Source organism: Synechococcus sp. GFB01 (genome assembly GCF_001039265.1).
Classification (GTDB): domain Bacteria; phylum Cyanobacteriota; class Cyanobacteriia; order PCC-6307; family Cyanobiaceae; genus NIES-981.
In genome coordinates, this window is the sequence record NZ_LFEK01000057.1 from 1 (window position 1) to 11,362 (window position 11,362).

The following is an 11,362-nucleotide window of genomic DNA, read 5'->3' on the forward strand; positions in this document are numbered from 1 at the left end:
CCGCCTACCTGCTGCGCAGCCCTGCGAATGCGCAGCGTCTGCTGCGCTCCATCGCCGCCCTCGGAGCAGGCCTGGGAGGATGTTCTCCACTGGCATTGGCAAGCTGGAGCCACTGCGGTCATGCCCTGGCTGGTACCTGGTCACGGCGGATCGATGACGAGCACCGCATCGTTCGCCAGGCTCTGCATGGAAAGTCGATCGAGAGGCCCAGCCGTGTGCATCCTGCCCCTAGAGGGCATCAACTGATGCCAGAATTGATGCATCTTCGCGACGGCCTCGCCGATGCGCACCACCGTCACCCTCGACGATGAACTCCTGCGGGAGGCCGAGCAGCTGAGCGGCATCCCGGAACGCTCCCGCCTGCTGCGAGAGGCGCTACAGGCCTTGATAGCCCGCGAAAGCGCCCGGCGGCTGGCGCTGCTGGGCGGCAGTGAGCCCCAGCTGAAGGTGCCGCCTCGCCGGCGGACGGAACCGGCATGATTCTGCTGGACACATCGGTGTGGGTGGAGCATCTGCGCTCCCACCTGCAGACCGTGGCGGATCTGCTGGAGCAGGGTGATCCGCTGATGCATCCCTGGGTGATCGGCGAACTGGCCTGCGGAAACATGAACCAGCGGGTTGAACTGCTGGCATTCCTTGGCAACTTGCCCAGCTCCGTGGTGGCCAGAGACGCGGAAATCCTGCGCACCATCGACCAGCAGGGGTTGATGGGGCGAGGGATCGGCTACGTGGATGCCGGCCTGATCACGTCCTGCCTGCTGAGCGGCTGCCGCTTCTGGACCCTGGATCGCCGCTTGGCCGCAGTGGCCGCCTCGATGGATCTGGCCTGGGGGCCGCCCAGGTGATCCAGGTCGCTAGCATCCCTGCTATCGACCGGAGTCGCCATGGCCCAGGTGCTGATCCGGCAACTGGACGAGCGGGTTGTGGCCGCGCTTCGGGCCCGCGCCCGCGCCCGGGGCGTTTCACTGGAGCAGAGCCTGCGCGATCTGCTCACCGCCGCCGCTCGGGAAGGCGACTCGCTGCGGGAGGAGTTGGCCAGGCTGCGGGACACCACACCGGCCGCTGGCCGCAGCCTCGACGTGGCCGCCCTCATCCGCGAAGACCGCGATGGCCCCTGAACTGGGCGGCACCTGGGTGGTGGACGCCTCGGTGGCCTTCGGCTGGTTCGCCGCGGTGCCGGGATCAGAGCAGGCCATCAGGCTGCTGGATGCCGGGCCCGCCACTCTCCTGCTGGCGCCGGATCTGGTGCTGGTGGAACTGCTGAACACGGGCTGGAAAAGCCTGCGGCTGGGGGCGATCACCACCGAGCAGTACCAGGTGCTGGCCCACCGGGCGGCCGAACCGTTCCACCGGCTGGTTCCCGCCGCGGCGCTTCTGGCCAGGGCCAGCCACTGGTGCCGGGAGCTTGATCACCCCGCCTGTGACTGTCTGTACGTGGCCCTGGCTGAGCAGGAGAACGCCACCTTGATCACGGCGGATCAGCGGTTGCTGCGCAAGCTAGAGGAGCCCCGTGCGGGCCTACCTGCCGCGATGGATCTGACCAGCCTGAAGGCCTGAGCCCACAACTCGGTCCGGCAACGCCCCCGCTCACACCTCCCAGATCGGCGCCAGATCCAGCGTCAGACCATGGAAGAGCTCACCAGAATCGAGGCTGGTGGCGTTGTCGAGGCGTTCGGGGTTGGCAGCGGCACCGGCCCGCCAGGTCTCCACGGCCCGCTCCTCGGGCAGCAGCAACCAGCCCAGCTGCGCTCCATTGGCCAGGTAGGCATCCATCTTGCGGCGCAGGGCGGTGAGGCCGCGTGGCCCCTCATCAGAAGCACTCGCCAGCTCCACCACCAGGTCCGGGCAGAGGGGCGCAAAAGTGCGCCGCTGCTCGGGAGTGAGGGCCTGCCAGCGCTCCAGCCGCACAAGGGAAGCATCGGGGCTGAGCACCGAGCCATCGGGCAGGCGGAAGCCGCTGGAGCTGTCGAAGACTTGGAGGGGAAGCTCACCGCGACGCACCGCCAGCCAGAGCAAGGCACCCAGGGCCTGGTTTCTGGCGCCCGTTTCGCTTCCGGTGGGCGTCATGGCGATCAGGTGGCCATCGGCCGACAGTTCCAGCACGGCATCGGGATTGGCCTCGCACACCCGCTCGAACTGATCGGCGTTGAGCCGCAGGTCCCAGGGCAACTGCAGCGGCTGCAGGGCTGGTGGTGAGCCTGGCGGTGCCAGCGTCATGGACGTTCCCCCACTGCTAACAGGGTAGTGGTGTGTTTTGGGGCCAACAGGGCGGCGATATCATGAGAGCACGGGCACGTTGATTCGACACAACTGAGTTGCTTGTGCCCATCCAGCAGCAGGCGTGTCAGCTCAGAGCATCAAAGTGCTCGGCTAGGGGCCCATCGAAGTCAGCCGCCACTTCGATGTCTCCCTTCATCGCACCAAGGGCTGCAACTTTCCCCACCAACCACCGCACATCCCGCGCCAGCACCGCGGCGAAGGCGGGGTTCCACTGCGGCAGCGAGTCCCACTCGGCGCGGCTATACACCAGCAGATCGGTGGCCAGCGGAAGCGCGCCGGTGTCCCAGCGGCGCAGGCGCTCCCACACCGGCAGGTCGCAGTGGCGCAGGATCAGCAGCAGATCGAGATCGCTGCCCACGCCGGCATCACCGCGGCCGTAGGAGCCGAACACGCCCACGGCTTCGAGATCGGGATGCGTGGCTGCCTGCCGCTCGGCCCAGGCTCGGGCCTGCTCAAGCACCGCCTCGGAGCTCGGCCAGCGCAGCACCGATCCGGTGGATGACATCGCTGGCATGGGCCCCGCGCCTACTGATTCAGCTTGAGCACGGCCATGAAGGCCTCCTGGGGCACTTCCACCTTGCCCATCGCCTTCATGCGCTTCTTGCCCTTGGCCTGCTTCTGGAGCAGCTTCTTCTTGCGGGAGATGTCGCCGCCGTAGCACTTGGCGAGCACATCCTTGCGCATGGCGCTGATGCTCTCGGAAGCGATCACGCGGCTGNCGATCGCGGCCTGGATCGGGATCTTGAACTGCTGGCGGGGGATCAGCTCCTTGAGCTTCTCCACCAGGGCCTTGCCCACGTTGTAGGCCTTGTCGCGGTGCACGATGGTGGTGAGCGGATCGGCCTTCTCGGCGTTGATCAGCACATCGAGGCGCACCAGATCGTTCCTGCGGTAGCCGATCAGGTGGTATTCCATCGANGCGTAGCCCTTGGTGCGGCTCTTCATCTGATCGAAGAAGTCGCTCACCACCTCCGCCAGCGGCAGCTCGTAGTGGAGCGTGAGCCGCTCGGGGGTGATGTATTTCATGTCGATGAATTCGCCGCGCCGCTCCTGGCAGAGCTCCATCAGGGTGCCGTTGTAGGTGTTGGGCGTGTAGATCTCGAGGCTCACGTAGGGCTCCTCGATCGATTCGCGTTTCTGCGGATCCGGCAGGGTGGCGGGGTTGTCGACCATCACGGTGCTGCCATCGAGCATGTTGACCCGGTAGATCACCGANGGCGCGGTGACGATCAGATCGAGGTTGTATTCGCGCTCCAGCCGCTCCTGCACGATCTCCATGTGCAGCAGGCCGAGGAAGCCGCAGCGGAAGCCGAAGCCCATGGCGCTGCTGGTCTCGGGCTCGTACTGCAGGGCGGCGTCGCTGAGCTGCAGCTTGCCGAGCGCCTCGCGCAGCTCGGGGTACTGATCCGCGTCGGTGGGGAAGAGGCCGCAGAACACCATCGGCTTGGCCTCGGTGTAACCGGGCAGCGGCTCGGGCGCCGGATTGGCGGCCAGGGTGATCGTGTCGCCCACGCGGGCATCGGCCACGGCCTTGATCGAGGCGGCCAGGTAGCCCACCTCACCGGCATGGAGGCTGGGCACCTGGCGCTGATCGGGGGCCATCACACCCACCTCGTCGAGCTCGTAGGTCTTGCCGCTGGCCATCAGCAGCACGCGGTCGCCCTTGGCGATCGTGCCGCTGATCACGCGGAAATACACGATCACGCCGCGGTAGGGGTCGTAATACGAATCAAAGATCAGCGCCCGCAGCGGCTCGGCCAGCCGATCGGCCGGCGGCGGCACCCGATCCACCACCGCCTGGAGGATCTCGGGCACGCCGAGGCCGGTCTTGGCGGAGCAGGGGATCGCCCTGGAACAGTCGAGGCCGATGATCGCCTCGATCTCGGCCTTGATCCGCTCGGGATCGGCGCCGGGCAGATCGATCTTGTTGAGCACCGGGATGATCTCGAGATCGTTCTCCAGGGCCAGATACACGTTGGCCAGGGTCTGGGCCTCCACCCCCTGGCTGGCATCCACCACCAGCAGGGCACCCTCGCAGGCCTGCAGCGAGCGGCTCACCTCATAGGAGAAGTCCACATGGCCGGGCGTGTCGATCAGGTTGAGCGTGTAGTGCTCGCCGTCGGCGGCCACCCAGTCCATCCGGGCNGCCTGCAGCTTGATGGTGATGCCGCGCTCGCGCTCCAGCTCCATGTTGTCGAGGAACTGCTCCTGCATGTCGCGGGCGGCCACGGTGCTCGTGTCCTGCAGCAGGCGATCGGCCAGGGTGGATTTGCCGTGGTCGATGTGGGCGATGATGCAGAAATTGCGGAGCCTGGAAACGGGAACGTCGGTCATGGGCGGATCCTAAGGAGGGGATCGGCGCCCCCAGGATGTTCGCCCGGCGNCTGCGTGGCTATGTCAGGGGTGCTCCGAGCCGCTCGGCCGTGGCTCACCAGAGTTCGGTCGTGTGCATCCACGAGCGGCCGATGGCGGTATTCGCCAGCCCAGGCCGCTCCATGCANGGGCCTGGCGCCACCCATGAGCAGGGGCGCGAACTCAGCCGCCGAGCGCAGCGTGATCCCGTGCGAATCCAGCCACAACGAGCCGTTCCCCGTGACCACCGCAGNCCTGGTCTCCGCCCTGAAGGCCGCCGATCAGCTGGGCCGGCGTCTGCTCTGAGGCATGGGCAGGAGGCCGATCCGGCTGCCTAAGCTGATGCTCAGATCAGTACCGCCGAGCCAGCAGCCCCGATGAGCACCGAAACGCCAACCCCCGCCAGCGCGACTCCAGACAACGCAGCCGGCAGCAGCGACCCGCGCGCCCTCACGATCGAGAACGTGGAGCGCACCCTCGATGAGCTGCGNCCCTATCTGATGGCCGATGGCGGCAACGTGGAGGTGGTGGAGATCGACGGGCCGATCGTGAAGGTGCGCCTGCAGGGGGCCTGCGGCTCCTGNCCCAGCAGCACGATGACCCTGAAGATGGGCATCGAGCGCAAGCTGCGCGAGGCGATCCCGGAGGTGGACGAGGTGGTGCAGGTGCTCTAGGGCTAGCAGTCTCCGACCTGGTCGATACCCGTTACGGGTGGATTGCAGACGAACACACTCCGGGCATGGGCCACCACAACCCGGGTGGCACCGGCGGTACCCAGATTGCCATCGATGAAATTCACCTGATAGGCGATCTGACGGCCGGCGGTGACGTTGGCACCCCCGACGGTGAGCTGCGCATTCGGCACCACAACGCTGGTCACCGACGTGGAGCCATCGTTGCCGGTGGTGGAATGCACCAACTGGCCGTTCTGACTCACCCGCGGACCGCAGCGCACGATGTCGTTGTTGAGGTTGGCGTACTGAATGCCTGAACGGTTGGCAGCCTGGGCATAGGTGCCCGCGGGCTTCGGAATCCAGAGCGTGAATCCCACGGCACCGAGATCGCAGCCCGGCGGAGACACACCCAGCTCAACCTCTTCGGATTCGGAAGCCTCGATCGCGATCAGATAATTGAGACGGCTGAAATTCTCCCGGCGCCGTTGGGCTGCCTCGAGGCGCTGGCCCTCCTGCAGCTGGCCGATCATCACCTGCGCCGTGCCCACCACCACCAGAGCGGCGATGGCGGTGGCCACGAGCAGCTCCGGCAGCGAGAAGCCGCCGGGCAGGGGCGCCAGGGAGCGGCGGCCAGCTCGAACGTGCCTCGTCATAAGCGATCCCACTGCGTGCAGGTATTGCCTTCCGAGTTGGCCGGCCGGCCGATCTCCACAGAGCCCAGGGTTGGCGTGAGGCGAACGCAACGCAGCGGCAGGCCGCCATTGAGGTTGAGGGTGAGCAGAAAGGTCTGACCGGGGGCGTCGTTGCCGTCGATCCACAGACCACGTGGGGTGAAGGTGATCGGATTGGTGCCCGGCCCGCCCACCAGAACCGTGTCGCCTTGAATGCTGGGCGGCACCCTGAGAATGCGCTCCGGCAGCGTGCACTCGGCATTCACGGTGGCCAGCTGGGCTCCCTGACCACTGCCCGGTGCCGCGGCTGGTGGGTCGAAGGTCACCACACAGCCGCCCTGGGCTGTGGCCTGGTTGACCTGATCAGCGGCGGCATTGCGCACCTGCTCGAGCCAGCCGGCGGTCTCCAGCGCCACGGCATCGATGCGCGCCCGCCGCAGAAGGAAGAAGTAGCCAGCGATCCCGATAGAACTGATCACGCCCAGAATCGTGGTGATCACGATCAGCTCGATCAGCGNAAAGCCAGCCTCCTTGGCACGGGTCTGACGTAGCAAGCGGCGCTGGTTCATGTCANGGGCAGAATCCGGCCACCACAGGTGCCGTATCGAGCTGTCTCAGCACCCGGTTGCCATTGCTCTGATCCACCCAGGTGAGGCGAACGAGCTTGGTGGAGCCGGCCACAGCCTGGGTGGCCAGGCGGCGCACATTGCCGGCCAGATCCTGTTGACCGCCGATCACGGTGATGAAGTTGTCGCGGAGGGTTCCACTGGTGCAGGCGGTTGCGAAGGTATTGGCATCGGTCCAGGTTGAAGCATCGTTTGGATTGCCAACGGCAGGGTGGTAATAGAAGGAATTGCCTGTCTGCACATTGGTGCCGGTGCAGGCCGTTGCGGGAACACTGCCCTGGGGATTGGCACAGGAGGTGAAGCGCTCGGAAAGATCACTGATGCGGGCGATGTCCTGATCGATCAGGCGGTTCTGATCCGCTCTGATCCCTGTGCCCTGCACCGATTGGCTGATCAGGTTGAAGGCAACCAACGCCCCTGCAAGGCTGATCACCAGAACCACCGATGCCGCCAGCACCTCCACCAGGGTGAATCCACTCGTGGCCGGTGGACCGATCGGCCGCAGGCCCCTCCCTGAGGCGCGCAGGATCGGGAATGGGGAACCGGCCTGCATCGCAATCAGAAGCCCGAGGCCTGGGTGAAACTTCTGAGGCTGAAATCCACGAGCGGCGTTGCCTGGGACGTGCCCGGTGTTGTCGGAATTCCACCCGTGAGAAAGCCACCGCCTCCCGAGAAGGTGCGAATCCTGTTGCCGTTGCCAGATATATCTAATTGGTTGATCCAGAGCTGCCCAGCATAATCGGCGCTTCCACCGATAGTGACCGTTGCAGAAGGACCATAAATATTATAGGTAGAAGCAACCGATTGACCTGACAACCGGAAAGTCCCTGAGCTGCTGACCAAGACACTGGTAGCCCCACCTGTGCCAAACAATGTGAAGGTGGAGTAGAAGTTCAGGAGATTACGAATCGCAAACTCTTCTTCGGCATTTGCGTCATCACTTTCACAGTCGTAACCTCGATCAACGCAAAGCTCTAGGAAAGATCCCAACCTATTCGCCGCCGTGATCACGGTGCCGCCAGAAACATTAGGCCACAGCACCCTCCTACAGACAAGTGGGTCAGATGTGTCGGTTGCTGCTGCTGGATCCACACAGTTAGATGGGACAGAAGTAAGATTACTTCGGAACCTATGAATCCTGCTCAAGCCGGAAGAACCGCCAAAATCCAAGTAAGGACCAGCCCCAACAAAGAAGAAATTAATCTTAGCGCTAGACGTATCAACATAAATCTTGCGGTTTCCGCCGCTTATAAAGCCGTTGACCACGCAATTGACTGTGTAATAATTTGCATTCCCACCACCCGCCGGCACATCAAGAGACGAGTAGCAGGGATCCAAGCCTAGAAGGGGTGAACCAAGAGAATCACCATTGATTCGAGTGGGAGTTCCGCTAGGAAGATTTTTGCGGACCAAGCCACTGTTAACAGTACCAGTGGTAGTCCGAAGGGAAGGGTCGAAATAGATCACGACTTCGCTGGAACTGCCGCTGCTCAGATCCACTGTTCGCGGATTAATCTGACCCGAGGCGTTGAGCACCCCACCAGCCCCAACTGCTACGTTTGATTATAATATTGAGGCGCTTTGTAATCCCAGGTGGCTGGTAGTGCGGAGATGCTTCTACTCTGATAGCCCGACCCAGTGCAACCTGAAAAGGGAGATCCTGTTAGGTCCGTGGCCGCATTTGGATAGGGCCCTGCAGTCACATTGCCAGCCCAGCATGACACATAGGACAGAGGCGCTCCGAATTCGTTTGTTAATGTTGGATTAAACCCCGTTGCGTTTGGATTGCCTCCAGTGACATTAACTCGTCCACCATTAAGACCCACAAGAAGATTGCTGCCCAGACCAGCCTGTGGGCAGCGTCGAGCATCTCGCCCCCAGTTCTGGCCGCCGAGATAGGGAGAAAACGACCGGTTGCAGCATTTCGGTACAACCTCAAATTCCCGCGCCACCCTGGCCGTGCTGGTGCGTCCGTTGGTCGTGAAGCGTCCCACGATCGTGATGCGCACCAGCGACCGCTCGCGCCCCGAGCGATACACCACGCCATACGTATCGCCGGTGAATGTGGGATGAGCCAGGAAGGCTCCAGCTCCATCCACATAGCCCCCGGCAGTGCGATTCTGATCGAGATATTGAATGGATTCAACCCGGAAGCTGCGGCCGTTGCCGCGATCCACGAACGTGTTGGAGGGCAGGAAATCATTCACCGCCGCCTCCACGGCCGAGCTGGCGGGCTGACCTGTGCCATCCAGCGTCACCGTGTCTCCCACCACGGCCGTGCAGACGTTGCGAAACGCGGTGTTGCTCCAGTTGGCCGTGGTTCCGGCGATCAGTAGATGCCGGTTGGCCGGGCGGTTCATCCGTTCGGCGAATTCAGCGATGGCGCTCTCCGCCACATCCCGCGCCTGGCGGTTCTGGGCCTGAAACACCTGGCCCACGAAACCCATCTGGCTGCGCGAGGCCAGCGCCGCCACGCCGAGCAACAGCACGAAGGCGGCGATGATCGCCACCGCCAGCGAGTAGCCACGNCTCCGCCGGCGACGCAGNCCCACCCGGCTGGTGCAGCAGCGCCAACCGCANCNNCAGCAGCAGCCTGACCCTGCCGCCGCGGCACGTGGATGGCTTGCCGGGGCGCATGGCGGTCGACCCTCTCATCCCTCAACCCTAAGCAAATCAGATCCCGCCCAACCGGACCAGAGCCGCTCTGCCACGCCCTTCTACGCTGCGGGCCGCTGCGCCCGCTCCGCCGTGCTCGATCAGCGCCTGCTGCGCGACCACCCCGACACGATCGTGGCCCAGCTGGCCCGCCGCGGCCTCGCTGCCGACCTCACCGGTGCCCAGCTGATCGCCCGCCAGGAGCGCGATCTCGAGCAGCGCCGCAGCGATCTGCAGGCCGAGGGCAACCAGATCGGCCGCCGCGTGGGCGAGCTGATCCGCGGCGGCGCCGCCGCCGATGGCGCCGAGGTGGCCGCGCTGCGCGAGCAGGGCAACCGCATCAAGCAGCAGGTGGCGGTGCTGGAGGAGGAGGAGAAGGCCCTCCAGGCGCGCCTGCGCGAGCAGCTGCTCGCCCTGCCCAACCTGCCCGGCCCCGAGGTGCCCGATGGCCGCAGCGAGGCCGACAACGTGGAGCGCCGGCGCTGGGGCAGCCCCCGCCGGGAGGCCGGGCTCGAAGAGCACTGGCAGATCGGCGAGCGGCTCGGCCTCTGGGAGACCGAGCGCTCGGTGCGCATCGCCCAGAGCCGCTTCATCACCCTGCTGGGAGCCGGCGCCCGCCTCGAGCGGGCCCTGATCAGCTTCATGCTCGATCACCACAGCGCCCGCGGCTACACCGAGGTGCTGCCGCCGATCCTGGTGAACTCAGCCAGCCTCACCGGCTCCGGCCAGCTGCCCAAGTTCGCCGAGGAGAGCTTCCGCTGCGCCGACGACGACCTCTGGCTCACCCCCACCGCCGAGGTGCCGATCACCTCGCTGCACCGCGGCGAGGTGATCGGTGCCGAGCAGCTGCCGCTGCGCTACTGCGCCTACACGCCCTGCTTCCGCCGCGAGGCCGGCTCCTACGGCCGCGACACCCGCGGCCTGATCCGCCTGCACCAGTTCAACAAGGTGGAGCTCTACTGGTTCTGCCACCCCGAGCGCTCGGCCGAGGCCCACGAGCAGCTCACCCGCGATGCCGAATCGGTGCTCGAGGCCCTCGAGCTGCCCTACCGCCGCATCGAGCTCTGCACGGGCGATCTCGGCTTCTCCGCCGCCCGCACCTACGACCTGGAGGTGTGGCTGGCCGGCGCCGGCGCCTACCGCGAGATCTCCAGCTGCTCGGTGTGCGGCGACTTCCAGGCCCGCCGCGCCGCCATCCGCTTCAAGGAGGGCAAGGGCACCCAGCTGCTGCACACCCTCAACGGCAGCGGCCTGGCCGTGGGCCGCACCATGGCCGCCCTGCTCGAGGCCGGCCAGCAGCCCGACGGCTCGGTGACCCTCCCCGCCGCCCTGGCGCCCTGGTTCGGCAGCGACCGGATCAGCGCGGCATGAGTGGGGGCAGCTTTGCGGGAAATCAGTTCTAGGGTTCGAATGTTCCGTCAATTTCGGTGCGGCCCACACCAAAGCACCAGCGATGCCATGAAACTCACTCTCCAGTGTGAGCAGGAGACCGACGGTCGCTGGATCGCAGAGGTCCCCGAACTGCCAGGCGTGCTGGCCTACGGCAACACCACCGCCGAAGCCATGGCCCGCGCTGAGGTGCTGGCCTTGCGCGTGATCGCCGATCGGCTGGAGCACGGCGAGACCCAACCCCTCGATCTCGAACTCCATCTTCCGCTGGCGGCATGAGCTCCTGGCCATCGGCCAAGGCTCGTCGCGTGCTTGCCGCCCTTGTCTCGATCGGCTGGTGCATCAAGCGTCAAACCGGATCCCATCGTGTGCTGGCACGGGAAGGCTTTGCGGATGTGGTCTTTGCCTTCCATGACAGCGAGGAGATTGGCCCCACAGATGGGATTCAGGACCGCCAGAACACACATCGGCCGGCCTCACCACCCACGGTGTCACCAGGTCCATTCCTCCTGATCGAAACCGCTGGCCGGTGGGTCATCGAGCAACCCTTCCGGCGGCCGTGATGCCGCCGATTCGGCCCACCCCCGCCGATTCGCGTCATCCGCGCGCCCGCCACAACCCCCACAATGGAATCCAGTTTCGCGGCGCGACCGGATGGGCGTTCTCACAGCACTGGCGATCCTGGCGATGCTGATCGTGGTGCATGAGGCCGGCC

Annotated in this window: 16 protein-coding genes; 8 read left to right on the forward strand and 8 right to left on the reverse strand. The window is 65.4% G+C overall.

Translation table 11 applies throughout. The features are described from left to right. Positions 1–140: 140 nt before the first annotated feature. Entirely contained in the window at positions 141–299 is a 159-nt protein-coding gene (locus SYNGFB01_RS15420) for a hypothetical protein (protein ID WP_235300031.1), read from the reverse strand. On the opposite strand from SYNGFB01_RS15420, the gene SYNGFB01_RS07985 reads away from it, so the two are divergent. From SYNGFB01_RS07985 to SYNGFB01_RS08000, 4 genes are read left to right on the forward strand one after another with little or no spacing between them, the layout of a single operon-like run. Further along, complete coding sequence (locus SYNGFB01_RS07985) at positions 283–480, forward strand: type II toxin-antitoxin system VapB family antitoxin (protein WP_048017631.1); 198 nt, start codon at positions 283–285, stop codon at positions 478–480. The genes SYNGFB01_RS15420 and SYNGFB01_RS07985 overlap by 17 nt on opposite strands. Beyond that, positions 477–845 (forward strand): type II toxin-antitoxin system VapC family toxin, encoded by a 369-nt coding sequence (locus tag SYNGFB01_RS07990; RefSeq protein WP_048017632.1) that lies wholly within the window; start codon positions 477–479, stop codon positions 843–845. The genes SYNGFB01_RS07985 and SYNGFB01_RS07990 overlap by 4 nt, the downstream gene beginning before the upstream one ends. 39 nt (positions 846–884) lie before the next feature. Beyond that, a complete protein-coding gene (locus tag SYNGFB01_RS07995) occupies positions 885–1,118 on the forward strand; it encodes a hypothetical protein (protein WP_048017633.1) in 234 nt (77 codons plus the stop codon). Further along, entirely contained in the window at positions 1,108–1,557 is a 450-nt protein-coding gene (locus SYNGFB01_RS08000) for a type II toxin-antitoxin system VapC family toxin (RefSeq protein WP_053068394.1), read from the forward strand. The genes SYNGFB01_RS07995 and SYNGFB01_RS08000 overlap by 11 nt, the downstream gene beginning before the upstream one ends. Before the next feature lie 30 nt (positions 1,558–1,587). On the opposite strand, the gene SYNGFB01_RS08005 is transcribed toward SYNGFB01_RS08000, so the two are convergent. From SYNGFB01_RS08005 to lepA, 3 genes are all read right to left on the reverse strand, one after another. Beyond that, positions 1,588–2,217, reverse strand: coding sequence for a Uma2 family endonuclease (locus tag SYNGFB01_RS08005; RefSeq protein ID WP_048017634.1), 630 nt, complete (start codon positions 2,215–2,217; stop codon positions 1,588–1,590). Positions 2,218–2,344: 127 nt separating this feature from the next. After that, positions 2,345–2,785: a nucleotidyltransferase domain-containing protein gene (locus tag SYNGFB01_RS08010; RefSeq protein WP_072061588.1), complete on the reverse strand. Its 441-nt coding sequence runs from the start codon at positions 2,783–2,785 to the stop codon at positions 2,345–2,347. Positions 2,786–2,805: 20 nt separating this feature from the next. After that, on the reverse strand, positions 2,806–4,614 hold the full coding sequence (gene lepA / locus SYNGFB01_RS08015) for a translation elongation factor 4 (protein ID WP_048017635.1): 1,809 nt from the start codon (positions 4,612–4,614) through the stop codon (positions 2,806–2,808). A gap of 395 nt (positions 4,615–5,009) precedes the next feature. Here lepA and SYNGFB01_RS08020 point away from each other — a divergent pair, with 395 nt between their 5' ends. Then, a complete protein-coding gene (locus SYNGFB01_RS08020) occupies positions 5,010–5,306 on the forward strand; it encodes a NifU family protein (protein WP_048017636.1) in 297 nt (98 codons plus the stop codon). A gap of 2 nt (positions 5,307–5,308) precedes the next feature. On the opposite strand, the gene SYNGFB01_RS08025 is transcribed toward SYNGFB01_RS08020, so the two are convergent. The 4 genes from SYNGFB01_RS08025 to SYNGFB01_RS08040 all read right to left on the reverse strand — a co-directional run bounded on the left by SYNGFB01_RS08025 (position 5,309) and on the right by SYNGFB01_RS08040 (position 9,113). After that, positions 5,309–5,959, reverse strand: a complete 651-nt coding sequence (locus tag SYNGFB01_RS08025; RefSeq protein ID WP_048017637.1) for a type II secretion system protein J — start codon at positions 5,957–5,959, stop codon at positions 5,309–5,311. Next, positions 5,956–6,546 carry a Tfp pilus assembly protein FimT/FimU gene (locus SYNGFB01_RS08030; RefSeq protein ID WP_048017638.1) on the reverse strand — a complete coding sequence of 197 codons (591 nt, stop codon included), beginning with the start codon at positions 6,544–6,546 and terminating at the stop codon, positions 5,956–5,958. Before SYNGFB01_RS08030 ends, SYNGFB01_RS08025 begins: the two co-directional genes overlap by 4 nt. A gap of 615 nt (positions 6,547–7,161) precedes the next feature. Further along, entirely contained in the window at positions 7,162–8,139 is a 978-nt protein-coding gene (locus SYNGFB01_RS14270) for a hypothetical protein (protein ID WP_152669585.1), read from the reverse strand. Between the two features lie 17 nt (positions 8,140–8,156). Next, entirely contained in the window at positions 8,157–9,113 is a 957-nt protein-coding gene (locus SYNGFB01_RS08040) for a hypothetical protein (RefSeq protein ID WP_152669586.1), read from the reverse strand. Between the two features lie 238 nt (positions 9,114–9,351). Between SYNGFB01_RS08040 and serS the strand changes: the two genes are divergently transcribed. The 3 genes from serS (at position 9,352) to SYNGFB01_RS13765 (ending at position 11,210) form a co-directional block, all read left to right on the forward strand. Continuing rightward, complete coding sequence (gene serS / locus SYNGFB01_RS08045; protein ID WP_048017641.1) at positions 9,352–10,629, forward strand: serine--tRNA ligase; 1,278 nt, start codon at positions 9,352–9,354, stop codon at positions 10,627–10,629. Positions 10,630–10,716: 87 nt separating this feature from the next. After that, positions 10,717–10,926 (forward strand): type II toxin-antitoxin system HicB family antitoxin, encoded by a 210-nt coding sequence (locus tag SYNGFB01_RS08050; protein ID WP_048017642.1) that lies wholly within the window; start codon positions 10,717–10,719, stop codon positions 10,924–10,926. Between the two features lie 29 nt (positions 10,927–10,955). After that, a complete protein-coding gene (locus tag SYNGFB01_RS13765) occupies positions 10,956–11,210 on the forward strand; it encodes a type II toxin-antitoxin system HicA family toxin (RefSeq protein ID WP_235300033.1) in 255 nt (84 codons plus the stop codon). Positions 11,211–11,362: the final 152 nt, after the last annotated feature.